The sequence below is a fragment of the Bradyrhizobium sp. UFLA06-06 genome (assembly GCF_054820065.1).
In genome coordinates this window covers 70,667-96,048 of sequence record NZ_JADFUD010000032.1, presented here as the reverse complement: position 1 = coordinate 96,048, position 25,382 = coordinate 70,667, and the positions used below count along the sequence as shown (strand labels likewise).

Here is a 25,382-nt window from a genome sequence, read left to right as displayed (position 1 = left end):
TTGCCGAACATGCTGTTGAGGATGTCCTCGAAGCTGCCGCCGCCCGTGCCGCCGCCGGGCCCAGAGCGGAAACTGTACTCGAAGCCGCCCGGACCGGCACGGCCGCCGGCGCCGCCACCAGGGAAACCCTGGAAGCGCGGCTTGCCTTCGGCATCGATCTCGCCGCGGTCGAACTGCTTGCGCTTGTCCTCGTCGCCGACGATCTCGTTGGCCGTGTTGATCTCCGCAAAGCGGGCCGCCGCCTTCGGATCATTCTTGTTGTTGTCAGGGTGATGCTTCTTGGCGAGCTTGCGATAGGCGCTCTTGATCGTCGCAGCGCTAGCGCTCCGCTGCACCCCCAAGACCTCATAGGGGTCGCGCATCCGTCACGTCTCCTTCACGGGAAAAATCAGTCCTGGCCGCGAACCCGTCCGGGCCCACTTTGCCTTCATGTGGGGGCTCAGTGGCATTTTTGCAACTAGTCCGGCTTCACCGGAATTCTCAGGATTTTCTCCAGGGCTTCAGGCTATGGATTTCCCACCGCCCTTGTCCAGCCTTGCACGCGGCGCCCTGCAGCCAGCTCTCGGTGGCTCCATTGACGTAGCTGGCAAGGAAATCCCGGCACGTCTTGCCGTCCTCGCCCGAATAGGCCTGGGCCAGCGGCGTCACCGAGCCGCGCGCGCCGGTTTCCGGATTTTCCCAGGGTTGGCTGGAATCCTTGTCGCCCTTGGTCAGCACGTCGGAGGCGGCATTGCGGGCGAAGGCGAGATCGCTGTCGGTCGGCATCACCGCATTGACCTGGGTCGGGCTGATCGAGCCCGTCACATCCTTGTCGTCGATCTTGGCGAAGGCGTCGCTGCGCGACAGGCTGCAGCCGCTTGCGCCGACGCCGATCAGGATCAATGTCACCACCGCGCCTGCGGGGTGGATCGCCGATAGGCCAACGCGCCCCCATGCCCTATATAGGGCTAGTAACGCGCTTTCAGACGCGGGCGGATGCAAATCGGGACTCCTGACATGACCGACACGACCTCCATCAAACACCCGACACCGTTAACATCGGGTGATTTCACCGCGGCGGAGGAGCCGTTCGCCCTGTTCGCCGAATGGTTTGCGGAGGCGGTCAAGTCCGAGCCGAACGATCCGAACGCGATGGCGCTTGCGACCGTCGATCCCGACGGCCTGCCCGACGTGCGGATGGTGCTGATGAAGGGCTTCGATGCCGACGGCTTCGTGTTCTACAGCCATATTGCAAGCGCCAAGGGCCGCGAATTGGCCGCAAATCCTAAGGCCGCTTTACTCTTCCACTGGAAATCGCTGCGCCGGCAGGTGCGCATCCGCGGGCCGGTCACGCCGGTGACCGATGCCGAGGCCGACGCCTATTTCGCCACGAGGCCGAAGCAGGCACAGATCGGCGCCTGGGCCAGCAAGCAGTCGCAGCCGCTGGAGAGCCGCTTCGCCTTCGAGCAGGCGATCGCCAAGACCGGTGCAAAATACGTCATCGGCGAGGTGCCGCGGCCGCCGGGCTGGAGCGGCTGGCGGATCACGCCGCAGCGCTTCGAGTTCTGGCACGACCGCCCCTACCGCCTGCACGACCGCATCGAATTCCGCCGCGACGGCGGCGACAGTGCCTGGTCGAAGGTACGGCTCTATCCCTGAAAGCTGCGACCGTCGTGGCCGGGCGAAAGCGCGAAGCGTGTCTTCGTGTAAGATGACCCCGGCCATCGACGTCTTGATCCCAAGTCATCCCAAGTCGTTCGAAGGCGTGGATGCCCGGCACGCCGCCGTGCATGACGAAAACGAAAGAAACCGTCGATGCCCCACCCATCCAATGCACCGCGGCGCACGCTGCTCCTGACCGGCGCAAGCCGCGGCATCGGCCATGCCACCGCGATCCGGTTCTCGTCCGCCGGCTGGCGCGTCATCACGCTGTCGCGGCATGCGTTTCCCGAGGTCTGCCCGTGGGGCGCCGGGCCGGAAGATCACATCGAGGTCGACCTCGGCAGCCATGACGACACCGTGCGCGCGATCTCCGAGATCCGCAGGCGGCTCGAGAACGATGAACTGCACGCGCTGGTCAACAACGCCGCGATCTCGCCGAAGGCTGCGGGCGGCGGCCGGCTCGGCACCATGGACACCGACATCGAGACCTGGACCCACGTTTTCCACGTCAACTTCTTCGCGCCGATCATGATCGCGCGCGGGCTGCTCGAGGAGTTGAAACACGCCAAGGGCGCGGTGGTGAACGTCACCTCGATCGCCGGCTCGCGCGTGCATCCGTTTGCCGGCGCGGCCTATGCGACGTCGAAGGCCGCGCTCGCGGCGCTGACGCGCGAGATGGCATCGGACTTCGGCCGCGTCGGCGTCCGCGTCAACGCGATCGCGCCGGGCGAGATCGATACCTCGATCCTGTCGCCGGGCACCGAGAAGATCGTCGACCAGCAGATCCCGATGCATCGCCTGGGCACGCCGGACGAGGTCGCCAAGATCATCTACGTTCTCTGCACGGAAACCAGCTCTTACGTGAACGGTGCGGAGATCCACATCAACGGTGGTCAGCACGTCTGAAGCTGGGAAAGAGCCGTATTTCGGGGAAGGAAGTTTTGAGGCGATCCCGGCCGCCGCCGCGGCCGTCATTGGGATTGCTTCACTTGCAGGCGTAACAAACGCAAACGAGGCTTCTGCCTCCGAGGCTTCGGCCTCTAGTCTGCGTAGAACCGACGCGACTTCTTCTCGGGCTGCCGCAGCGCGACGTCATTCAGCGCGCTGGAGCATTCGTCTTCGTCCTCGCCATCCAGCAACGCAGCGCCACAGTAACGGCAAAGTGTCGGCGAGATCGCCTGCACCTTGCCTGCTGCGCGGTCCTGTTGATAGCGCGCAAAGTCGATGACGTTACGCCGTGGCGTTATGATCTTCTCAACCATTGCTGTCCTCCGGCTTCGAGGCGGGCGTTATCGCAGACAAGTTTCGCCCAAACGTTCAGCGCAACGCTCAAATTTTAGCAGAGGAAATAAGGCAGAAAGCGCGTCCCAAAGCGCGACGTGTGGAACCGGTTTACAGCCACTTCTTCCACTTGAAGATCCAGTACGGCACAACGGCCGCAATCAGCATCAGCACCAGTGCATACGGATAGCCGTGGGCCCATTCGAGTTCCGGCATGATCTTGAAATTCATGCCGTAGATCGAGGCAATCAGCGTCGGCGGCATCAGCACCACCGCCATCACCGAGAACAGCTTGATGATGTTGTTCTGTTCCAGATTGACCACGCCGAGCATGGCGTCGAGCACGAAGGTGATCTTGTTGGAGAGATAGGAGGCGTGGTCCGTCAGTGAGGCCACGTCACGCTGCATGGTCTTGAGCTGCTCGCGCATGTCCTTGGACCATTTCACGCCCTCGACCACCGCGGAGAGGAAGGTGACGAGGCGGCCGATCGAGACCAGGCTTTCGCGAACCTTCGAGGTCAGGTCGCCCTTGCGGCCGATCGCGATCAGGATCTGCGAATATTGCTTGGCGTGACCGTGGCGCTCGCTCTCCGGCTCGAAGATGTCGTGGGACACCTGGTCGATATCGGCTCCGCAGCGCTCCAGGAGATCGGCGCAACGGTCGATCACAGCGTCCAGCAGTTCCATCAGCACCTGCTCGCCGGTGATGCCGGGAGCACAGGCGCGGGCCAGCTTGTTCTCGACCAGCGCGAAAGGTTTCGGCAAGTCGTAGCGTACCGTGACCAGGCGATGGCTGGTCAGGATGAAGGTGACCGCCGTGGTGCGCGGCATGTCGGTGTCGGACTGGCACATCAGCGTCGCGGTCATGTAGCGGGCGCTGTTCTCGATATAGAGGCGGCTGGAGATCTCGATCTCCTGCATGTCTTCCCGGGTCGGCACCGCGATCCCCGCGAGCTTCTCGACCGCCCGGTCCTCCTCCACCGTCGGATTCACCAGATCGACCCAGACCGCTCCCTCGGGCAGCGCGCCGAGGTCGGTCGCGGTGGCCTTCTTGAGCGAAAACTCGGACGGAACGAACACCGACAGCATCACGAACTCCACGAAACAGGGCTGGCAGGACCCGCCGACTTAGCGCGATTCTGGGGGGCGCTTCATGACCGGGGCATTAACCGGGCATCCATACTTGTGGCGGCCAGGCGGCAGTGACGTGGCGCCGACTCGTCGACCGTTGCCTGTTTGCACAAAAACCAACCCGGCGCCAGAACAGTTGCGGCAAAAAAGCCACAGACGACGTCCCGCGATGCGGGAAAGGCATCTAAAGTCTGGGAATAATGGCGCGTTTCAGCAATACTGCCCTCATGGAATCGTGGCGTTTGGGGCGTAATAGTGGCGCTTTCGGGCGCGGATTTTCGATTGGAATGTAATCATGTCGTCGCTCAAAGTTACCTTCGGGATTCTGGCCGCGGGCCTGATGTTGTCAGGCTGCATGCAGGCCACAACCTATGAGGCAACCAATACCTCGAACTTCAAGCCGCGTGACAAGGAACTCCTGGCCAAGACCACCTACGTCAAGACGCCGGTGGCTGAACCGTTCCGCCGCGCCATCGTCGAGTATCACCGCAAGGAAGCCCCCGGCTCGATCGTGGTCGATTCCGACAACCATTACCTCTATTACGTGCTGAACGACGGCAAGGCGATCCGCTACGGCATCACCGTCGGCGAGGAAGCCATGGCCTGGTCCGGCATCGCCAAGGTCGGCAGCATGACCGAATGGCCGGCCTGGCACCCGACCCCCGGCGAAATCTCGCGCCTCGGCGTCCCGACCTTCGTGGCCCCCGGCCCGGACAATCCGATGGGCTCGCGCGCGATGTATCTCTATTCGGGCGGCAAGGACACGCTGTTCCGCATCCACGGCACCAACCAGCCGGAATATATCGGCGCGTCGATCTCCTCGGGCTGCATCCGCATGACCAACGAGGACGTCATCGACCTCTACAACCGGGTCAAGCTCGGCACCATCGTCGTGGTGCTGGAGCCAAAGCACGGCGACTCGCCCTACAAGCCGCAGATGGCGCTACAGGGCGGCGGCGGCACGACCTACTGATCCCATCGCGACCGCGATCAAAAGCGCCGGCTTTGCCGGCGCTTTTTTGTTGGCTGCGTCTTGGTCTCGGCGCTGCGGTCAGGCGCAGCCGCATCATCTGATTTTGTGCCGTCCGGCTTCTTGCCGGCGTCAGACTTGCCGTGGTCAGCCTTGCCTTGGTCAATTCTGGGTGCGTCCGTCTTCGACGCGTCGGATTTGGCGGCGACCTCGCGCGGCGGCGCCTCTTCGGGGCGCTCGGCCGGCAACAGCGGCGCGACTTGCGGCAGCGGGTCGTCCACGTTCCACTGGCAGATCCGGTAATTGTTGCGACGCTCGATCAGGTCGAGATGGATGTGGTCCTCGTGGTACCAGTCCGAGCCCGGCCCGAGCACCGTGGAGAAGCGGGCGCAAACCGAGTGCAGCACCGTCTCGCGCAGATCACGCGGCACGCTGCGGTCAGTCAGCGAGATCGACTTGCCGTTGGCGAGACCGAGGGCGCGCACGTCAAGCGCATTGGCGCGGCCGTGCTCGGAGAGCTGCGCGCCGGCGACCCGATTGCGGCCGCGGCATTCGAACGAGTCGAAATTGTCGAGATTGCTGATCCCGCCCCCGAGGCTCTGCGCGAGCGGCGCGATATCGGTGCGGACCCAGTCGGCGACCGCAGCGGCCATCTTGCAGCGGAGGATCGCCGCGGGCTTGACCGCGACCTTGCGCTTGTCCGCCAGCACGATCGCCTCGAGCCGCACCAGATCCTCGCCGCCGCAGCCCCCGGCGCCGTGAATATCCGGAATGCTCGGGGCGACCGCGATCTCCTCGGTCAGGGCCTGCCGGCAGGCCGACAGCTGCGGCGCGGCGGGCTCGGCCGGCTTGGCCGTCTCGGCGGGCCTCGCAGCCTCAGTAGGCGCGGCCGGAGACTGCGTCTCGGCCGCGGGCGGCTCGGGCTCGGTTGCCGCCGGCGCGTGGGTTGGCGCCTGCGCCGGGCGCGGCTTCGGCAGCGGCACCGCTGAGCGGCGGACCGCCTTGTGCGGCCTTTGCGGCCGGGTGCCGAACAGATCATCCCACGGAAAGCTGGGCGCGCGGCGGGCGGCCTCGGCGGGGCCTGCTTGCATGCCAAGGCAAAGCAGCAGGGCGGCGGCGGTAACCATTGCCGCGCCCCCGCGACGAAACGCGCCAACAGGCCATTTTCGGCTTGCTTTCTCCGCGCTAAAGTTCATGTCAGTTCCATGATTTTACTGCCGGCCGTCCAAGATGCCGGCGGATCACGCGTGAGGATCGAGGAGGGATTTGCGTATGCTTGGTTTGATGCAAGATTGGCCCTTGCTGTGTCACAAGATTATTGAGCACGCCGCCAAATATCACGGCACGCAGGAAGTCGTGACGCGGTCGGTCGAAGGCCCCATTCATCGCACCACCTACGCCCAAATCCATGCCCGCGCATTGAAGGTCTCGCAGAGCCTGGAACGCGACGGCATCAAGCTCGGCGACCGCGTCGCCACCATCGCCTGGAACACCTGGCGCCACCTCGAGGTCTGGTACGGCATCATGGGGATCGGCGCGATCTGCCATACGGTCAATCCGCGCCTGTTTCCGGAGCAGATCGCCTGGATCGTCAACCACGCCCAGGACCGCATCGTCATCACCGACCTCACCTTCGTTCCGGTGCTGGAGAAGATCGCAGGCCAGCTGCCGAGCGTCGAGCGCTACGTGGTGTTGACCGACAAGGCGCACATGCCGCAGACCACGCTGAAGAACGCGGTCGCCTATGAGGACTGGATCGCGGCATCCGACGGCAAGTTCGAGTGGAAGACCTTCGACGAGAACACCGCGGCGGCGATGTGCTACACCTCCGGCACGACGGGCGATCCCAAGGGTGTACTTTATTCGCACCGCTCCAACGTGTTGCACGCGCTGATGGCCAACTCGAAGGACGCGCTCGGCACGTCCGCGTCGGACACAATGCTTCCGGTGGTCCCCTTGTTCCATGCCAACAGCTGGGGCATCGCCTTCTCCGCGCCGTCGATGGGCACCAAGCTCGTGATGCCGGGCCCGAAGCTCGACGGCGCCTCGGTGTACGAGTTGCTGTCGACCGAGAAGGTCACGCACACCGCCGGCGTGCCGACGGTGTGGCTGATGCTGCTGCAATACATGGCCGCCAACAACGTCAAGCTGCCGGATCTGCAAATGGTGATCTGCGGCGGGTCGGCGATGCCGCGCTCGATGATCAAGGCGTTCCTCGACATGGGCAGCCAGGTGCGCCACGCCTGGGGCATGACCGAGATGAGCCCGCTCGGCACGCTGGCGACGCTGAAGCCGCCGTTCACCGAGCGCACCGGCGAGGAGCGGCTCGACGTCCTGCAGACCCAGGGCTATCCGCCGTTCGGCGTCGAGATGAAGATCACCGACGATGCCGGCAAGGAGCTGCCGTGGGACGGCAAGACCTTCGGCCGTCTCAAGGTCTCGGGCCCGGCGATCGCCAAGGCCTATTTCCGGGTCGACAGCAACATCCTCGACGATACCGGCTATTTCGACACCGGCGACGTCTCGACGATGGACGAGCACGGCTACATGCGGATCACCGACCGCTCCAAGGACGTGATCAAGTCCGGCGGCGAATGGATCTCCTCGATCGATCTCGAGAACCTCGCGATCGGCCATCCGGCGGTCGCGGAAGCCGCCGTGATCGGCGTCCATCACCCCAAATGGGATGAGCGGCCGCTGCTGATCGTACAGCTCAAGCAGGGCCAGAGCGCCACGCGCGAGGACATCCTGAAGTTCATGGACGGCAAGATCGCCAAATGGTGGATGCCCGACGACGTCGCCTTCGTCGACGGCATCCCCCACACCGCGACCGGCAAGATCCTGAAGACGGCGCTGCGCGACCAGTTCAAGGACTACACGTTCCCAACCGCCGCGGCGTGAGGCAACACGAGAAATCGTAGCCCGGATGGAGCCAACGGGGCGCGCGTTCGCGCGACCCGTTGGCTCAATCCGGGCTACACAATTGCTGCGGCGTGAACGATCTGGGTTGACGCCGCAGCCCGGCAAGAGCGTGAAGCGCATCTTCGGCCAGATGGCCCGGGCACGACGGCCCATCCAAGGCGCTTCGACACCCAAATCCCTTGAATTCGCCGCAGGTCCGTGGTCTCACACCACTGATCGCGGCGGCCGAGGTCGCCTGAGGACATCTCAACCGGCAGATTTTTCGACGATGGCGCGCAGGTTTTCCGCTCCCTACCAGCAGGAGCCCGTGTCCGGTCTCGCCACCTGGTCGCGCAACCTCGCCATCTTCTCCGTCGTCGCGGTGGTGGTCTCGATCCTGATCGTCCGCTTCGGGTTCCTGGAGGTCAAACCGGCGCTGGCGACCTTCTTCGGCGCGCTGGGCCTGGCCGGCCTGTCGATCCTGCTTGGGCTGGCCGCCTTTGCCGCGATCTGGCAGAACGGCACCCGCGGCATGGGCCGGATCCTGCTCGCGCTGCTGATCGACGCGGCGATCCTCGCTTACCCGGCCTACCTCATCTATCAGTACCGCAAGCTGCCGCGGATCTACGACGTCACCACCGACGCGATCGACCCGCCGAGGTTCGAGGCGCTGGCGCGGCTGCGCACCGGGGAAGGCACCAATCCTGCCGCCTATGCCGGCCTCTATTCGGCCGAGAAGCAGCGCGCGGCCTATCCGGATATCGAAACCGTCGAGCTCGAAACCCCGGTCGACCGCGCCTATGAGCTGACGCTGCGGCTGGTGAACCGCCGCAAATGGCTCGTCATCGACGCCCGCGCGCCGCAGCCGCCGCGCCGCATCGGCCGCATCGAGGCGGTGGCGCGCACGCCGATCATGGGTTTCCGCGAGGACGTCTCGATCCGGGTCACGCCTGACGACGAGGACTCCCGCGTCGATATCCGCTCGGCATCGCGCTATTTCGACACCGATCTCGGCAGCAACGCCGCCCGCGTCAAGAAGCTGATCGAGGATCTCAACAGCGCCGCCGAGAACGACAATTCCAAGCCGGCGAAGAAGGCCGCTCCTGTCGCGCCAAAGGCACCGCCGGCGAAGACGGTGAAGAAATAGCGCCCTACGCCATCCGGTACGTCCCGCCGATCACGGGATCGCCATCCGTCGCCACGACACCGCGCGCGACGAGGTCCTCCAGATGCGCCAGCACCGAATAGCCGGCGGCATTGGCGAGGCGCGGATCGAGCCCGATATAGATCGCCCGCACCATGGTGGGGATGTCGGCCTCGCCCTTGCCGAGGCGATGCAGGATCGATGCCTCGCGCGCCCGGCGATGCCGCGCCAGGAAACGGACGTAGCGCGGGCCTTCCGGAATCTCCGGGCCGTGGCCGGAGAAATAGAGCTGCTCGGGCCGCTGCTCCAGCCGCTCCAGCGAGGCCATGTAGTCGATCATCGAGCCGTCCGGCGGCGCCACGATCGAGGTCGACCAGCCCATCACATGGTCGCCGACGAAATTGATGCTGCGCTCGGTCCAGGCGAACGCCAGATGGTTAGCGGTGTGGCCGGGGGTGGCGACCGCCTCCAGCGCAAAGCCCGCCCCCTCGATGACGTCGCCATGCTTGACCTGCACATCGGGCCGGAAATCGCGGTCGGCGCCGGATTCCGGATTGTGCTTCTCGCTCTCGAAGCGCGGGCGCGAGGCGCGGTGCGGTCCCTCGGCATAGACCGGCGCGCCGGTCGCGGCCTTGATCCGCGGCGTGTTCGGCGAATGGTCGCGATGGGTATGGGTGACCAGGATATGCGTCACGGTCTCGCCCTTGACCGCATCGAGCAGCGCCCTGGCATGCGCCTCGTCGTCGGGACCGGGATCGATGATCGCGACCTTGCCCTCGCCGACGATGTAGCTGACCGTGCCGGTGAAGGTGAACGGGCTCGGATTGTTGCAGAGGACACGGCGAACGCCGGGGCGGACCTGTTCGACCACGCCGGGCTTCAGCGGGAAATCGCGGTTGAACGGGATGTCGTAGGCGTCGGCCATGGGGATTTTCTCTGCATCGTCATTCCGGGGCAGCCCGACAGGGCTGAACCCGGAATCTCGAGATTCCGGGTTCGATGCTGACGCATCGCCCCGGAATGACTGTGAAAGGATTTACGAGAACGCCTGGATGCCGGTGATCGCGCGGCCGAGGATCAGCGCATGGACGTCGTGCGTGCCCTCATAGGTGTTGACCGTCTCGAGGTTCGCGGCGTGACGCATCACGTGATACTCGATCTGGATGCCGTTGCCGCCGTGCATGTCGCGCGCCATGCGGGCGATGTCGAGCGACTTGCCGCAATTGTTGCGCTTGACGATCGAGATCATCTCGGGGGCCATCTTGCCCTCGTCCATCAGGCGACCGACGCGCAACGAGGCCTGCAGGCCGAGCGCGATCTCGGTCTCCATGTCGGCGAGCTTCTTCTGCACCAGCTGGGTGGCGGCGAGCGGCCGGCCAAACTGCTTGCGGTCGAGCGTGTATTGCCGCGCGCGATGCATGCAGTCCTCGGCGGCGCCCAGTGCGCCCCAGGAGATGCCGTAGCGGGCGCGATTGAGGCAGCCGAACGGACCCTTGAGGCCGGAGACGTTGGGCAGCAGCGCGCTTTCCGGCACCACCACATTGTCGAGCACGATCTCGCCGGTGATCGAGGCGCGCAGCGAGAGCTTGCCGCCGACCTTCGGCGCCGACAGGCCCTTCATGCCCTTCTCGAGGATGAAGCCGCGGATCTGGTTGTCGTGCGCAGCCGACTTGGCCCACACCACGAACACGTCGGCGATCGGCGCGTTCGAGATCCACATCTTGGCGCCGTTGAGCTTGTAGCCGTCGGCGACCTTCTCGGCGCGGGTCTTCATGCCGCCGGGATCGGAACCGGCATCGGGCTCGGTCAGGCCGAAGCAGCCGACCCATTCTCCGGTCGCGAGCTTGGGCAGATATTTCTTGCGCTGGTTTTCGTCGCCATAGGCGTAGATCGGATACATCACCAGCGACGACTGCACCGAGTTCATCGAGCGATAGCCGCTATCGACGCGCTCGATCTCGCGCGCCACGAGGCCATAGGCCACGTAGCTCGCATTGGCGCAGCCATACTCCTCGGGCAGCGTCACGCCGATCAGGCCGAGCTCGCCCATTTCGTTGAAGATCTCGCGGTCGGTTTTCTCTTCCAGATAGGCCTTGGTGACCCGCGGCAGCAGCTTGTCCTGCGCATAGGCTCGCGCCGTGTCGCGGATCAGGCGCTCGTCTTCGGTGAGCTGGTCGTCGAGCAGGAACGGATCATCCCACTGGAAGCTGGCGGCAGCCGGCTTGTCCTTGGCCTGGGGGCGCACGCTCATGAAACATCCTTTCGCATCGTCTATCGGAAATTGGCGGATAAATTAAAGCGCTATGCTGCGAAGCGCAATTGGTGATCCTCTCACCGTCATTCCGGGGCGATGCGTCAGCATCGAACCCGGAATCTCGAGATTCCCCGGAATAACAGCGCTAGCTCTCCAGCTTCTCGTTCGACACAATCTCGATGCCGAAACCTGACAATCCCTTGTAGTCGTGCACCGACGAAGTCAGGTGCCGGATCGAGGTGACGCCGAGATCGCGCAGGATCTGTGCCCCGACGCCGACCTCGCGCCACTGCCTGTGGCGATCGGCCTCCGCCGTCTTCTGCTCGCCGACCGGCTCGACCGGAACACCGGCGGCACCATCGCGCAGATATACCAGCACGCCGCGGCCGGCGTCCTTGAAGTGCCGCAACACGGCTTCCATTCGCGCCGGCCCGGTGAACAGGTCTTTCACGATGTTGGGCTTGTGCAGCCGCGTCAGCACGTCCCGGCCGTCGCCGATGCCGTTATAGACGAAGGCGGCATGCATGATCTCGTCGAACGGCGAGCGATAGGCGTAGCCCTGCAGCGGGCCGATCGGGCTTTCGGTGGTGAAGGTCGCGACCCGCTCGATCAGCTTCTCGCGCGCCTGGCGATAGGCGATCATGTCCGCGATCGTGACATGCTTGAGCTTGTGGGCGGCGGCGAATTTCGCGACCTGCTCGCCCTTCATCACGGTTCCATCGTCGTTCATCAGCTCGCTGATGACGCCGACCGGCGGCAGGCCCGAGAGCCGGCACAGATCGACCGCCGCCTCGGTGTGCCCGGAGCGCAGCAGCACGCCGCCGTCGCGAGCGATCAGCGGGAAGATGTGGCCGGGGCGCGCAAAATCGTTGGCGCCGGCATTGGGATTGGCGAGCGCGCGGCAGCAGGAGGCGCGCTCCTCGGCCGAGATACCAGTGCCGCCGTCAGGCTTGTAGTCGATCGAGACCGTGAAGGCGGTGGTGTGGTTGGACTCGTTGTGCGCCACCATCGGGTCGAGCCGCAACCGGCGGGCGTCCTCGGTGGTGATCGGCGCGCAGACGATGCCGGAGGTGTGGCGAATGATGAAGGCCATCTTCTCCGCCGTGCAGAACGACGCCGCGACGATCAGATCGCCCTCGCCTTCCCGATCGTCATCGTCGGTGACGACAACGAGTTCACCCTTCGCAAAGGCTTGCAGCACTTCCTGGATCGTATCGGCCATTGTCCTGACATCTCGCTATATGCAGGCAGTGGATTAGCCGGGTTCCGATGTCAGCGCCAGTATCATTATGCAACCCGCCATGCATCCGGCAGGCATACCAGGGCGGTGACGGCGGTTTCCGTAGCCCGGATGGAGCGAAGCGCAATCCGGGACATTTCCGCGTGCACGATCCCCGGATTTCGCGGAGCCTGTCATCGGGCGCGCGTTCGCGCGACCCGTTGGCTCCATCCGGGCTACAAAACTGGCTCGCCCTATGGCAGCACCTCGCGCCGGTCGCTGAGCTGGACGTCAAGCTCGGCGCGCTTGTCGTCGAGCAGGCCGGCGTCGGCCGCCTCGATCACCGAATAGAGCTCGCCGGCGTCGCTGAGCCGGGTCACCGTCACGTAGTCGGCGCCGGCGCTGTAGAGGTCGTCGACGCCGGTCAGGAGGTCCGCGGTGGCAACGATCCGCGCGGTCGGATTGAGGGCGCGGACGTGGCGCACCAGCTTCTCATTGTCGGCGCCGACCAAGAGGAAGTCCGGCACGCTCAGGATGATGATCTCGGCCTTGCCGATGCCGGCATGAACCAGGGTGTCGACATTGCTGATGTCGCCATAGATCACATGCATGCCGCGGTCGGACAGCGTGCGGAACACCAGCGGGTTGAAATCGATGACGCTGATCTGCTCGAGCAACGACTGGTTCTGCCGCTCGATCTGGCTGATCAGCGCGCTCGCCGCGCGGAAAAAGCCGAGGATGACGATGCGCCGGATCTCGCCATGTCCGCCCTCCTGCCCGGCCTCGCCGCGGCCCTGGCCTTCCTGGTCGAGGTCGCGCAGCCCGATCCGCTTCAACGGACCGATCAGGCCGCGCACGATCTGGTCGCTGCGCCCCATCGCGAAGGTCGAGAGCACCGCCAGCACCACGAAGGCGAACGAGACCGCACTCGCGGTTTCGGTTCCGATGTGGTTGGCGGCGACACCGGTCTGGATCACCACCAGCGAGAACTCGGAGATCTGCGCCAGGTTGATCGCCGGCAGCAGGCTGGCGCGCAGGCCCTGCTTCATCAGGTAGAGCGGCGTGAACGTCGTGATCAGGCGGCTCGCCACCGTGAAGGCCGCGATGACAAGCGCAAGCCAGATCACCGAGAGGCCCGGAATCGGGATCGTCATGCCGAGCGCGACAAAGAACAGGGTGATGAAGAAATCCCGCAGCGTCGTGACCTTGGCGGTGACGTCGAGCGCGTAGGGAAAGGTCGAGATCGAGACGCCGGCGACCAGCGAACCCATCTCGCGCGACAGATGCAGCCGCTCGGCGATCTCGCCGATCAGGAAGCACCAGGCGAGCGCGCCGAGCAGCACGAGCTCGGGCCGCCGCGCGATCTGGTGGAACAGCCGCGGCAGCACGTAGCGGCTCAGCACTAGCGCGGTCGCGACCAGCACCGCGACGCGGGCAATCGACAGCAGCACGACACTGATCTGCAGATTGTCCAGGCTCGGCTGCACCGCCAGGAACAGGATCGCGAAGATGTCCTGCAGCACCAGCACGCCGAGCGTGATGCGGCCCGGCAGCGTGTCCAGCTCGCGCTTCTCGTAGAGCACCTTGACGATGATCACGGTCGAGGACAGCGCGCAGGCGACGCAGAGATAGATCGCGTCGAACTTGCCGCCGCCGACCGCAAGCCCGATAGCGGCGAAGAACGCCACGCCGATCAGACAGCCACCGATCAGCTCGCCGGCACCGGCGAACAGGATGACCTTGCCGGCACGGATGATCTTCTTGAGGTCGATTTCCAGCCCGATCATGAACAGCATGAAGATCAGGCCGAGCTCGGAGATGACGCTGATCGATTCCTGGGACTTGACCCAGCCCATGCCGAATGGACCAATGAAAAAGCCGGCGATAAGGTACGCCAGTATCAGCGGTTGCCGGGAGAAGTGGGCCAACAGCCCGATCCCCCAGGCAAAGAGAATACAGAGCGTGATATCGGGAATCAGTTCATGCATGCGTCAAAGACTTCCTGTTGCCGCAACCTAGAGGGCCGGGCGTGAGGATCAACCGAGCAATGTGTCACATCCGCGCAGGCGGCATTTTTCTCGCAGTTTTGCTCTGCCTGCTCACCGTGCGCATGTCAGAGGCGCTAGCACAATCCCCCGGAAGTATTGAACAAAATTTCGCGAACTCGTTGACGGCGGTGCCATCGGAGGGCCTCACCGCGTCCGGTGCATTCTACGTGCCAGTGTATTCCAGCGTGTCGATGAGCCAGGGCAAGCTCAGGGCCGATTTTTCGGTGACGCTCAGCGTGCACAACGCTTCCGAGACGAAGCCGCTGGTGCTGAAGCGGATCGCCTATTTCGACACATCAGGCAAGATGGTGGAGAGCTACCTCAAATCGCCGGTCGCGCTAAAACCGTTTGCGACCGTCGAGGTCGCGATCGCCACGACCGATACCCGCGGCGGCACCGGCGCGAATTTCGTGGTCGATTGGGCGGCCGCCGGCGACATCGCGGAACCGGCGGTCGAGGCCCTGATGGTCGGCAGTGTCGGCGCAGGGCACTACGCCTTCATCAGCCAGGGCCGGCCGATCCGGTTGGCCGGCAAGAACTAACCTCATGGAAGGCCGCGCGGCCTTCTCAACGATAACAACACGGAGCGAAACATCCATGTCCACCTCAGCCCAGTTCGACTTTGCACCGCTGCTCCCGGCCGGCCTGCCTGCGCCGGCCGCACGCTGGACCGGGCTCGCCAAATACAGCTTCGTCGGCGGCAACAACGATCCCGACCAGGTCCCGGTCGACGGGCTGCTGGAGGCGGTCAACGCCGTGTTGAAGCGCGAGGGCAGGAATCTCGCGACCTACAATCTCGCGCACGGGCCGCAGGGCTATCTGCCGCTGCGCCAGTTCCTGACCGAGAAGCTGAAGCGCGACGCCGGGATCGCCTGCACGGCGGACGAGATCATGATCGTCTCCGGCTCGCTGCAGGCGCTCGATCTGGTCAATCACACATTGCTGGCCAAGGGCGACACCGTGCTGATCGAGCAGGAAACCTATCAGGGCTCGCTGAACCGGCTGACGCGGCTTGGCGTCAATGCGGTCGGCATCCCCCTCGATGGCGATGGCATAAGGATCGATGCGCTGGCCGCGGCGCTCGCCGATCACAAGCGGCGCGGCATCACACCGAAATACATCTACACCATCCCGACGGTGCAGAACCCGACCGGCTCGATCCTTCCCGAGAGCCGCCGCGCCGAGATGCTGAAGCTGTCAAGGGAATACGGCGCGCCGATCTTCGAGGACGATTGCTATGCCGATTTGATCTGGAGCGGCGAACGGCCGCCGGCGATCTATGCCATGAGCAAGCATGGCGGCGTGATTCATATCGGCTCGTTCTCCAAATCGATCGCGCCTGCGCTGCGGGTCGGCTTCATCGTCGCGCCTTGGGAGATCATGTCGCGAATGCTGCCGCTGAAGACCGACGCCGGCTCCGGCGCGCTGGAGCAGATGGTGCTCGCGGAATATTGCGCCCCGCATTTTTCGACCCATGTGCCGCGCCTGACCAAGGGCCTGCGCGCCAAGCTCGATACGCTGATGGAGGCGCTGAACGAGCAGTTCGGCACCGCGGCCGAGTTCGAGGCGCCCAAGGGCGGCATCTTTCTCTGGGTCAAGCTGCCCGACAATGTCGACACGCTGAAGCTTTATCAGGCGGCACTTGCCGCCGGCGTCTCGATCAATCCGGGACCGGAATGGTCGACCAGCAAGGCCCATTCCGGCAGCCGGCTCCGCCTCTGCTTCGCCAGCCCCTCGCACGAGCAGATCCGCGAGGGCGTTGCCGTGCTGGCGGAGGTATGCCGCAAGGAGTTCGGTGTGCCGGCGCGCAGCAGCAATGTGGAGAAGCGCGGCTAGCCGTTTCGCTCGCCGGAAGATGGATTGCTTCGCTTTGCTCGCAATGACGAGGTAACCCGTCTCGACGTCATTGCGAGGAGCGAAGCGACGAAGCAATCCACGTTTCCACTTGCACGGAGTCTCACCTCACCGAGAACGGCGCCTGATAGGGCCGGCCGAACGGCACGCCGTTGACCACGGTCTGCACCGGCTTCAACAGCAGATTGCCGTCGCGCTTGTTGTTGCGGGTGTCGACGAAGGAGACCGGGCCTTCGACGAGGTCCATGATCGCGACGTCGCCGGGCGCGCCACGCTGCAGCGTGCCGATCTTCGGGGTGCGGTTGATGATCCGCGCCGGCACCGAGGTCGCCATCGCCACCACCTGATCCAGCGACGAGCCCATCGCGAGGAACTTGCTCATCACGTTCGGCAGGAACGGGATGCCGGGCGAGTTGCCCGAGAAGACGTGGATGTCGGAGGAGATCGTATCGGGGGTGCAGCCGGCGGGGATCGCCACTTCGGCCACCGTGAAATCGAAGCTGCCGCCGCCATGGCCGACGTCGAACAGCACGCCGCGCTGCTTGGCTGCGAGCGCAGCCGGCAACAGCTTGCCCTCCTGCACGATATTGGTGAAAGCGCCCGACATGTTCGGCGCGCCGGAATAGGCATGGGTCAGGATATCGCCGGGCCGCAGCAGATTGAGAATGTCGGACATCAGCTCCCTGGTCTCGACGCCGCCGATATGCACCATCATCCGCGCCGGCCAGCCGCACATCTCGCAGGCCTGGATGCCGCGCTTCAATGGCTCGAGGCCATGCTTGAAGATGACGTTTTCCGACATCCGCACCTTGACCCCGATCAGGAAGTCGGCGTTCTCGGCCAGCGCCATCGCGCAGGCTTCGACCTGGGCGTTGTCGATGTTGTAGAGCTCGGCCACCGGGAATGCCGATAGGCCGTTGTTGGCGATATGGACGAAGGCGTAGATCCGGGCCCGCGATTGCGCCACGATGAAGCGCCGCAGCGCCGCGAGGTTGTTGACACCGGCGTCGCCCGCCGAGACCACCGTCGTGGTGCCCTGGAATTGCACCAGCTCGTCGGCGGGAATGCCGATCGCCGATCCATACGGGTAGACGTGGCAGTGCAGATCGACCAGGCCCGGCATCACGACCTTGCCCGAGGCGTCGATGGTCTTGGCGGCGCGGGCAGCCGGGATCTCGTCTTCGATCGCCTCGATGATGCCCCAGCGGATGCCGATGTCGCGCTTGCCGCGCAGCGACTGGCTGGGATCGATGACATCGCCGTTCTTGATCACGAGGTCGAACTTGTCGTCCGGCCCCATCGCCGCAGCGGCCGGCCCGGCGATGGCGGCGGCAGCGGCCGATCCCGTCACTTTCAAAAAATCCCGGCGTGAAAATTCGCTCACGGCAACGTCCCCCCGAACATTGATTTTTATGACGCGATGATGCGTCGGACGCCGAAGTTAGGCAAGACCGCCGAGAGGGGGCGGCGGCGCTCGCTGTCGGTTATGCAGCCTGCTCGCGGCGAGCGCCGCAACGGCTGTTGTTGCTGAACAACTGTTCAGAAAACTCCTCTGGTTCCTGAGGAACGTTTCAATGTTCGCACGGTTTTCTCTTCACTTATTTGAGGAGGATGAGATGAAAAAGATTGGCTTTGTTCTTGCGGCGGTTGGTGCGCTTGCGGTGGCCGTCCCGTCGATCGCGAGCGCCGAGACGGTCGTGATCAGACATGGCGGTCATCATCACTGGGACCGCGGCTGGGGCGCACGCGCCGAAATGCGCCATGACCGTGGCTGGCATCGCGGTTGGCATCATGGCTGGCATCACGGCCATGACCGGACGGTGATCATCAAACGTCATCACTACTAAAACCGACACAACGGAAAAAAGACCGACACAACGGAAAATGGCTCCTCACGGAGCCATTTTCTTTTCTGCTTTCCTGAGGGCCTGCAGCCTCAATCCCACGCCGGCGCAAACCCCGGATTGACGCAGCGCATGTCCTTGCGCAGCGCCGCAATCGCCTTGCGGTCCTCGTCGTCGAGCTTGACCTTCAGTGCGTCGAGATTGGCCTTTTGGCTTTCGGCGCGCGAGGCTTTCGGAATAGCCGCCACGCCATCCTGATCGAGCAGCCATTTCAGCGCCACCTGTGCTGCCGTCGCATCATGCTTGCTGCCGATTTTCGCCAGCGTCTCGTCGGTGGCGAAGCGGCCCTGGGCGAGCGGACAATAGGCCACCAGCGGGATCGATTTCGCGGCGAGATATTTGCGCACCGGCGTCTGGTCCAGCATCGCGTGATATTCGATCTGGTTGCAGGCGATCGGTGCCTTGATGTCCTCGACCACGGTCTTGAGCAGCGCGGTGGTGAAATTGGCGACGCCGATCGCGCGGGTGCGGCCTTCCTCCTTCAGCTTCATCAGCGTCTCGAAAACGGCAGGCAGCTTCATGCTCCGCGACGGCCAGTGCACCAGATAGAGATCGACGTGATCGAGCCGCAGCTTCTTCAAGCTGGCGTCGAACGCTGTCCGGATCGCATCCGGCGCCAGGTTCTCGTGCCAGACCTTGGTGGTCACGTGCAGGTCCTTGCGTGCGACATTCGATGTCGCGATCGCCGCCCCGATTGCCTCTTCATTGCCGTACATCTCGGCGGTGTCGATATGCCGATAACCGAGCCCGAGCGCGCTCTCGACCGCCGCGCGGCAGGCGTCGCCCTGCATGCGGAAGGTGCCGAGCCCGAGCTGCGGCAGGCTGATGCCCTGTGTCTGCAGATTTTCCATGGATAGCTCCTGACGCGTGGGACGCCGATGCCATCGACGACGTCACGCCAGCAAATTGTTTCGTGGGAATGAAATTGGCAGGACTGCCGACATGCAGTCTGCCCGCAAACCGGCCCTTCGGGCAAGACGCCGGCAATCAAGATGTCGCGACGGGATCAGAGACGGCGCTAGATGTGTTGCGCCATGATCTGGCCGGGCCGCGCGTCCGGCCGCGGCTCGATATCGACCGACCAGAGATCGTGGTTGTCGACGTCCTTCAGCGTCACCGTCATCACCCCGGTCTTGCCGTCGATGTCGACGCGGCCGAAGAATTGCAGGCCGAAGCACGGCGCGAGATTGTCGCCCTGCTCGGCCGAGCAGCCCTTCTGGTACATCGCCTTCGGGCCAAAGGTGTTGTCGAGCTGGCCCGGCGACCAGGTGCCGGCATGCAGCGGACCGGAGACGAACTCCCAGAACGGCTCGAACTCCTGGAACATCGCGCGGTTCGGATCATAGTGATGCGCGGCGGTGTAGTGCATGTCGGCGGTGAGCCACACCGTGTTGCGGATGCCGGCGCGCTTCATGAAGGACAACAGATCGGCGATCTCGTGCTCGCGCCGCGCGGGCGGGCCGTCGCCGAGCGCGACCGCATCCAGGCTGACGAGGCCGATCGGCAGATCCGCCGCGATCACCTTCCACACAGCATCCGACGCCACCAGCTCCCGCTTCAGCCAGGCGAGCTGACTCTGGCCGAGGATGCAAGCCTGCTCCGGATCGCCCTGCTTGTTCCAGCTGGAATCGCGGTACGAGCGCATGTCGATGATGAAGACGTCGAGCAGAGGCCCGTAGGGAATCTTGCGGTAGACGCGGCCATCGCGCTCCGGCATCAGCCGCATCGGCATGAATTCGTGGAAGGCGCGGCGTGCCCGCGCCACCAGACGCGAACTGCCGTCCGCCTCATAGCCGGTCGCATCAGTGGTGCCGAGCGGCGACCAGTCGTCGGCCACCTCGTGGTCGTCCCACTGCGCGAACATCGGCACCTCGGCGTGGAAGGCGCGGAAATTCTCGTCGAGCCAGTTGTATCTGTAGTTGCCGCGAAACTCATCGAGGCTGTGCGCGACGACGGATTTCTCCTCGGTGACGATGTTGCGCCATACCTCGCCGTTCGGGAGCTTCTGCTCCGACGGCACCGTGCAATCGGCATAGATGTGATCGCCGGAATGGATGAAGAAGTCCGGGCGCTCGTCCAGCATGGTGCGGTAGCTGCGCAAGCCGCCGCGCGCGGGGTCGATGCCCCAGCCCTGCCCGACGACGTCGCCCGACCAGACGAAGGAGACCGAGCGGCGGTCGACCGGCGCGGTGCGGAAATGCCCGATGCGGCTTTCGCCTGATGTGCCGTCGCGGTCCTCGAAGCTGACGCGATAGAACAGGTCCTGGCCCGGCGGCAGGCCGTCGAGCAACAGCTTTGCGGTGAAGTCGCGCTCGGGCAGCGCGTCAGCGGACGCGGCGCGCAGGATGGTGGCGAAGCTTTCGACCGCCGCGCATTCGATGCGCATCCGCGCCGCGCGATCGGCGCGGGCCCAGATGACAGCGGAATCGCTTGCGACGTCGCCGGACTGGATGCCCGCGATCGCGGGCCGATCCGCGGCGCGGCTCAGATACGGTCTTGCCAGCGCGCCGAATCCCGCCAGCGCCGCGGTCGACGCCGAGCGCACCAGAAGCTGACGCCGGGTGAGGCCTCGCCGCCTCGCGGAGTTCGCTGTCGGCATCGAATAACCTTCGTCGAATCGCAACGAAGGTTTTGCCTGCGCTCCTTGACTCCGGCCTTACGGTTTCTTGACTCTCCGTCGACGGTTTTGCGACGGCGGGATGACTCGGCCACGTCGATTGGAACGCAGCACGCCGAGCATTCGATCTAAACCCGTCATCCTGAGGCGCGAGCGGAGCGAGCCTCGAAGGATGAATCGGCCACGGACGGGGCCGTCCATCCTTCGAGACGGCCGCTTCGCGGCCTCCTCAGGATGACGGGCTTAACATTCTTGTGGATGCGCACGTGGATCTGCGCCAGAGCGCCGCCTCACCGATGCCAGTTGCAGATGCCGCCGGTGCGGCACGGCCAGGTCTGGATCCGTGTGTCGCGGGCCTCCGCATCGAGCGGGTTCGAGTGGCGGCGCGCGAGCTTGGCGCGGGCGGGAACGTGCGCGGCCGCGCGCTTCCGCTCACGCGGCGCGGTTACCCCGGTGGTCCGCACGGCTTTCTTCGGCGCGACTTTCGTCTCCTCGACCTGCGGCTCGACATTCGCATGCTGATCGGGACCGTGGTCGGCCTTCGCCTCGACCGGAACCGGCTCGAACTGCGCCGGCGGGCCAAGCCGCTTCGGCGACAGCACCGCCTTGGAGAGATCGAGGCTGAAGAACTCGCTGGGGCCGTACTCGTCGGCAAACGCCACGCCACCCCAAGTCAGGCACGCGGTGCAGACGATTGCAACAAAAGCGTTTTTCAGGACCATCAAACGGCCTCCTGAAATCACTCGAACAGAACAGCCATCATGTAGGGGCCCCGGCCGCGCGAATCCAGCCACGGCTTGCGGCAGGGTTACCGGTCAACCAGGGCGGCGGTGGAAAGTTCCCCAGCCGCCACCTGGAGCCCTTTCCGTTCCGATGGAATAACGCTCTGCCCTATTCGGCCGCCTGCGCCAACGGCTGGCCGATCGCGCGCTCCAGCCGCGCGCATTCGGTGCGGTAGCGGGCGACGTTGCCTTCCTTGATGTGGCCATAGCCGCGCACGAGATCCGCAGCCTTTGCCAGCGCCACGAGCCGCGGCAAGTCGAGCGGCTTCCTGCCGTCGAGGTGACGCAGGATCATCGCCGAATAGTCGACCGGCAATGCGCGCTCCATCTTGCGCTCCGCGGTGTAGCCGAAAATGTCGAAGGCGGTGCCGCGCAGACCCTTCAGCTTCGCCAGCATGCCGAACGCGGTGAAAATCCACGCACCGAATTCACGCTTCTGCAGCCGCCCGGTGACGGAATCGCGCTGGGCCAGCAGCGGCGGCGCCAGCAAGACCTTCAGACCGGAATTGCCCTCGAACTGCTCCCTCAAGGCCTTGCTGAACTCGCCGTCGGAATAGAGCCGCGCGACCTCGTATTCGTCCTTGTAGGCCATCAGCTTGAACAGGCCCTTTGCGAAGGCTTCGGTCAGGTCCTGCGAGCCCGGCGCGGCCGCCGCCTCGGCGGTGCGGACGCGCGCGACGTCGTCGAGATAGCGCTTGGCGTAGGCTGCATCCTGATAGTCGGTGAGGAATTTGGCGCGGAAGGCGATCGCCTCGTCGAGCGTCTTCTTGGCCGGCGCGGCACCGGCGCTCTTGAAGCGCGCGGCGCTGACCACGCGCTGCAGATCATGCGCGGCGAGCCGGCCCCATGAGAACGCGGTCTTGTTCATCTCGATGGCGGCGCCGTTGAGCTCGATCGCCTTCAGGATCGCTTCCAGCGACAGCGGGATCGCGCCGCGCTGGAACGCAAAGCCGAGCATGAAGGCGTTGGTGGCGATGCTGTCGCCCATCAGCGCGGTGGCCAGCCCGGTGGCATCGAGGATGTCGAGATCATCGGGTCTCACCGCGCCGTTCAGCGCATCGCGCATCGAGCTGGCCTCGAAGTCGATATCGGGATCGATCACGAAGCTCGCGGTCGGCAAGAGATCCGCGTTGACGACAGCGCGGGTGACGCCGCGCTCGGCGCGGCTCAGCGCCGGCACGCTGGTGGCGACGACGAGGTCGCAGCCGAGGATCAAGTTGGCATTGCCGGGCGCGATGCGCACCGTGGTCAGCATGTCGGAGGCGGGTGCGAGCCGGACGTGGCTCATGACCGCGCCGTTCTTCTGCGACAGGCCGGTGAAGTCGAGCGTCGAGCAGGCAAGACCTTCGACATGCGCGGCCATGCCGAGCAGCGCGCCGATGGTGATGACGCCGGTGCCGCCAATGCCGGTGATCAGGATGTTGTAGGGATTGCTCAACGTGGCCACAGGAGGCGTCGGCAAATCGAGGAACAACGCCTTGGGATCGGCGGCGGTACGGTCGGCCTTGCGCAGCTTGGGATCCTGCACCATCACGAAGCTCGGGCAAAAGCCCTCGATGCAGGAGAAATCCTTGTTGCAGTTCGACTGGTCGATGCGGCGCTTGCGACCGAGTTCGGTCTCCAGCGGCTGCACCGAGACGCAGTTCGACGCCACCGAGCAGTCGCCGCAACCCTCGCAGACGCGCTCGTTGATGAAGACGCGCTTGGCCGGATCGGGGAACAGCCCGCGCTTGCGGCGGCGGCGCTTCTCGGCGGCGCAGGTCTGGTCGTAGATCAGGACGGTGAGGCCCTCGATCTCGCGCAGGGTGCGCTGCACGGCATCGAGCTCGCGGCGATGATGGATGGTGGCACCCGACGGGAAATAATTGGCGGGATATTTGTCGGGATCGTCGGAGACGATCGCGAGCCGCTTGGTGCCCTCCGCCCAGACCTGGTGTGCGATCTGCGACACCGTAAAGCCGCCTTCGGCCGGCTGGCCGCCGGTCATCGCCACCGCGTCGTTGTAGAGAATCTTGTAGGTGATGTTGACGCCGGCCGCGGCCGCCGCACGCAGCGCCAGCAAGCCGGAATGCGTGTAGGTGCCGTCGCCGAGATTCTGGAACACATGCTGTTCGCTGGTGAACGGCGCCTGCCCGATCCAGCTCACCCCTTCCGCGCCCATATGCGAGATGGTCTGGGTGTTGCGGTTCGGCACCGACAGCGCCATGCCGTGACAGCCGATGCCGGCCATGGCGCGGCTGCCCTCGGGAATCTTGGTCGACGAGTTGTGCGGGCACCCCGAGCAGAAATACGGCGTGCGTTGCAGCTTCGCGGTGCCCGTGCCCTCGGCCGGGCGATCGAATGCCTCGAGTTTTGCCAAACGCTGCTCAAGCAGCGGGCTGCGGTGACCGAGCCGGCGCAGCCGCGCCACCACGGCGGCGGCGACCATGGTCGGCGTCAGCTCGCCTTCGCTCGGCAGCAAGGGAGCGCCGCTCTCGTCGCGCTTGCCGACCACCGACGGACGCTTTGAGGCGTCCATGTTGTAGAGGATGCGGACCAGCTGGTCCTCGATGAAGCCGCGCTTCTCCTCGACGACAAGCACATCCTGCAGGCCCTCGGCGAAGGCGCGCGCGCCGCGCGCTTCGAGCGGCCAGGTCAGCGCCACCTTGTAGATGCGCAGGCCGAGCGCCTGCGCATCGGCATCGGTGATGCCGAGATCAGCGAGCGCCTGGCGCAGATCGAGATAGGCCTTGCCGGTCGCCATGATGCCGAGCCGTGCCGGCTTGGAATCCAGCACGATGCGGTCGAAGCGGTTGACGCGGGCGAAGGCCGCGACCGCCTCCATCTTGGGCCCGTGCAGCCGGCGCTCCGCCTCGAGCGGCGGATCCGGCCAGCGGATCGAGAGCCCGCCCAGTGGCATCTCGAAATCGTCGGGCGTGATGATCTTGATGCGATCGGGGTCGCTGACGATCGAGGCCGAGCTCTCCACCGTCTCCGAGATCGCCTTGAAGCCGACCCAGCAGCCGGAATAGCGCGACAGCGCGAAGCCGAGGATGCCGAGATCGAGATAGTCCTGCAGCGTCGCCGGATTGACCACCGGCATCAGCGCCGAGGCGAACACCTGCTCGCTCTGATGCGCCAGGGTGGAGGATTGGCAGCCATGGTCGTCGCCGGCCAGCGCGATCACGCCGCCGTTCGGCGAGGCGCCGGCCGAATTGGCGTGCTTGAGCGCATCGAGCGAGCGGTCGACGCCGGGGCCCTTGCCGTACCAGATGCCGAACACGCCATCGACCTTGGCGCCGGGGAACATGCCGACCTGCTGGCTGCCCCACACCGCGGTCGCCGCCAGATCCTCGTTGAGGCCGGGAACGAAGGCGATGTCGTGCTCCTTCAGGAAGGATTTCGCCCGCCACAGCGCGTGGTCGTACATGCCGAGCGGCGAGCCGCGGTAACCGGAGATGAAACCGGCGGTGTTCAGCCCGTGCGCGCGGTCGCGTTCGCGCTGCAACATGGGCAATCGGACCAGCGCCTGGGTACCGGAGAGGAAGATTCGTTTGGTATCCAACCGGTACTTGTCGTCCAGTCCAACTTCCATCAACGCCATCAGTTTCCCCGTCAGTCAGCCACGCCGGTCCGAACCGGTCTGATTATCTTCCG

The 25,382-nt window shown here is 65.0% G+C and carries 22 protein-coding genes; 8 read left to right on the top strand and 14 right to left on the bottom strand.

Annotated features, from left to right (window positions below; translation table 11 throughout):
- Nucleotides 1–362 (bottom strand): DnaJ domain-containing protein (locus IF803_RS25625; RefSeq protein WP_461193931.1); only part of this gene is annotated, 362 nt, incomplete at its 3' end.
- A 118-nt stretch (nt 363–480) separates the two neighbouring features.
- Nucleotides 481–888, bottom strand: a complete 408-nt coding sequence (locus tag IF803_RS25620; protein ID WP_028339514.1) for an RT0821/Lpp0805 family surface protein — start codon at nt 886–888, stop codon at nt 481–483.
- 108 nt (nt 889–996) lie between these two features.
- On the opposite strand from IF803_RS25620, the gene pdxH reads away from it, so the two are divergent.
- Together pdxH and IF803_RS25610 are read left to right on the top strand one after the other, a co-directional pair.
- Nucleotides 997–1,638, top strand: a complete 642-nt coding sequence (gene pdxH, locus IF803_RS25615) for a pyridoxamine 5'-phosphate oxidase (RefSeq protein WP_028339515.1) — start codon at nt 997–999, stop codon at nt 1,636–1,638.
- Nucleotides 1,639–1,794: 156 nt separating this feature from the next.
- A complete protein-coding gene (locus IF803_RS25610; RefSeq protein ID WP_028339516.1) occupies nt 1,795–2,547 on the top strand; it encodes an SDR family NAD(P)-dependent oxidoreductase in 753 nt (250 codons plus the stop codon).
- Nucleotides 2,548–2,681: 134 nt separating this feature from the next.
- On the opposite strand, the gene IF803_RS25605 is transcribed toward IF803_RS25610, so the two are convergent.
- Together IF803_RS25605 and IF803_RS25600 are read right to left on the bottom strand one after the other, a co-directional pair.
- Nucleotides 2,682–2,903, bottom strand: a complete 222-nt coding sequence (locus tag IF803_RS25605; protein ID WP_063607063.1) for a hypothetical protein — start codon at nt 2,901–2,903, stop codon at nt 2,682–2,684.
- 130 nt (nt 2,904–3,033) lie between these two features.
- Nucleotides 3,034–4,011, bottom strand: a complete 978-nt coding sequence (locus IF803_RS25600) for a magnesium transporter CorA family protein (RefSeq protein WP_304499071.1) — start codon at nt 4,009–4,011, stop codon at nt 3,034–3,036.
- Nucleotides 4,012–4,348: 337 nt separating this feature from the next.
- Here IF803_RS25600 and IF803_RS25595 point away from each other — a divergent pair, with 337 nt between their 5' ends.
- On the top strand, nt 4,349–5,026 hold the full coding sequence (locus IF803_RS25595) for a L,D-transpeptidase (RefSeq protein ID WP_028339518.1): 678 nt from the start codon (nt 4,349–4,351) through the stop codon (nt 5,024–5,026).
- A 17-nt stretch (nt 5,027–5,043) separates the two neighbouring features.
- Here IF803_RS25595 and IF803_RS25590 read toward each other — a convergent pair whose 3' ends face one another.
- Complete coding sequence (locus IF803_RS25590) at nt 5,044–6,219, bottom strand: extensin family protein (protein ID WP_461193929.1); 1,176 nt, start codon at nt 6,217–6,219, stop codon at nt 5,044–5,046.
- Nucleotides 6,220–6,295: 76 nt separating this feature from the next.
- Here IF803_RS25590 and IF803_RS25585 point away from each other — a divergent pair, with 76 nt between their 5' ends.
- Complete coding sequence (locus IF803_RS25585; RefSeq protein WP_411780958.1) at nt 6,296–7,924, top strand: fatty-acid--CoA ligase; 1,629 nt, start codon at nt 6,296–6,298, stop codon at nt 7,922–7,924.
- Nucleotides 7,925–8,213: 289 nt separating this feature from the next.
- Entirely contained in the window at nt 8,214–9,071 is an 858-nt protein-coding gene (locus tag IF803_RS25580) for a DUF1499 domain-containing protein (protein WP_304499070.1), read from the top strand.
- Between the two features lie 4 nt (nt 9,072–9,075).
- On the opposite strand, the gene IF803_RS25575 is transcribed toward IF803_RS25580, so the two are convergent.
- The 4 genes from IF803_RS25575 to IF803_RS25560 form a co-directional block, all read right to left on the bottom strand.
- Nucleotides 9,076–9,993, bottom strand: a complete 918-nt coding sequence (locus IF803_RS25575) for an MBL fold metallo-hydrolase (protein ID WP_461193928.1) — start codon at nt 9,991–9,993, stop codon at nt 9,076–9,078.
- Between the two features lie 111 nt (nt 9,994–10,104).
- The gene (locus IF803_RS25570) at nt 10,105–11,319 is read right to left on the bottom strand and encodes an acyl-CoA dehydrogenase (protein ID WP_028334515.1); all 1,215 of its coding nucleotides are present in this window, start codon (nt 11,317–11,319) and stop codon (nt 10,105–10,107) included.
- A 148-nt stretch (nt 11,320–11,467) separates the two neighbouring features.
- Nucleotides 11,468–12,544, bottom strand: a complete 1,077-nt coding sequence (gene ribB / locus IF803_RS25565; RefSeq protein ID WP_028339523.1) for a 3,4-dihydroxy-2-butanone-4-phosphate synthase — start codon at nt 12,542–12,544, stop codon at nt 11,468–11,470.
- A 251-nt stretch (nt 12,545–12,795) separates the two neighbouring features.
- Nucleotides 12,796–14,529, bottom strand: coding sequence for a cation:proton antiporter (locus IF803_RS25560; protein ID WP_304499068.1), 1,734 nt, complete (start codon nt 14,527–14,529; stop codon nt 12,796–12,798).
- A gap of 59 nt (nt 14,530–14,588) precedes the next feature.
- Between IF803_RS25560 and IF803_RS25555 the strand changes: the two genes are divergently transcribed.
- Both IF803_RS25555 and IF803_RS25550 read left to right on the top strand, forming a co-directional pair.
- On the top strand, nt 14,589–15,131 hold the full coding sequence (locus tag IF803_RS25555) for a DUF3124 domain-containing protein (RefSeq protein ID WP_461193926.1): 543 nt from the start codon (nt 14,589–14,591) through the stop codon (nt 15,129–15,131).
- Nucleotides 15,132–15,186: 55 nt separating this feature from the next.
- On the top strand, nt 15,187–16,425 hold the full coding sequence (locus tag IF803_RS25550) for an aminotransferase-like domain-containing protein (protein WP_461193925.1): 1,239 nt from the start codon (nt 15,187–15,189) through the stop codon (nt 16,423–16,425).
- A 121-nt stretch (nt 16,426–16,546) separates the two neighbouring features.
- Here IF803_RS25550 and IF803_RS25545 read toward each other — a convergent pair whose 3' ends face one another.
- On the bottom strand, nt 16,547–17,827 hold the full coding sequence (locus tag IF803_RS25545) for an amidohydrolase family protein (protein WP_461193924.1): 1,281 nt from the start codon (nt 17,825–17,827) through the stop codon (nt 16,547–16,549).
- Nucleotides 17,828–18,059: 232 nt separating this feature from the next.
- Between IF803_RS25545 and IF803_RS25540 the strand changes: the two genes are divergently transcribed.
- On the top strand, nt 18,060–18,290 hold the full coding sequence (locus IF803_RS25540; RefSeq protein WP_050387960.1) for a hypothetical protein: 231 nt from the start codon (nt 18,060–18,062) through the stop codon (nt 18,288–18,290).
- Between the two features lie 89 nt (nt 18,291–18,379).
- Here the strand turns inward: IF803_RS25540 and IF803_RS25535 are convergent, their stop codons facing one another.
- The 4 genes from IF803_RS25535 to IF803_RS25520 form a co-directional block, all read right to left on the bottom strand.
- The gene (locus tag IF803_RS25535) at nt 18,380–19,198 is read right to left on the bottom strand and encodes an aldo/keto reductase (protein WP_461193923.1); all 819 of its coding nucleotides are present in this window, start codon (nt 19,196–19,198) and stop codon (nt 18,380–18,382) included.
- Nucleotides 19,199–19,365: 167 nt separating this feature from the next.
- A complete protein-coding gene (locus IF803_RS25530; protein ID WP_461193922.1) occupies nt 19,366–20,946 on the bottom strand; it encodes an alkaline phosphatase D family protein in 1,581 nt (526 codons plus the stop codon).
- Between the two features lie 308 nt (nt 20,947–21,254).
- On the bottom strand, nt 21,255–21,686 hold the full coding sequence (locus IF803_RS25525) for a hypothetical protein (RefSeq protein WP_028339531.1): 432 nt from the start codon (nt 21,684–21,686) through the stop codon (nt 21,255–21,257).
- Between the two features lie 169 nt (nt 21,687–21,855).
- The gene (locus IF803_RS25520; protein WP_461193921.1) at nt 21,856–25,329 is read right to left on the bottom strand and encodes an indolepyruvate ferredoxin oxidoreductase family protein; all 3,474 of its coding nucleotides are present in this window, start codon (nt 25,327–25,329) and stop codon (nt 21,856–21,858) included.
- Nucleotides 25,330–25,382: the final 53 nt, after the last annotated feature.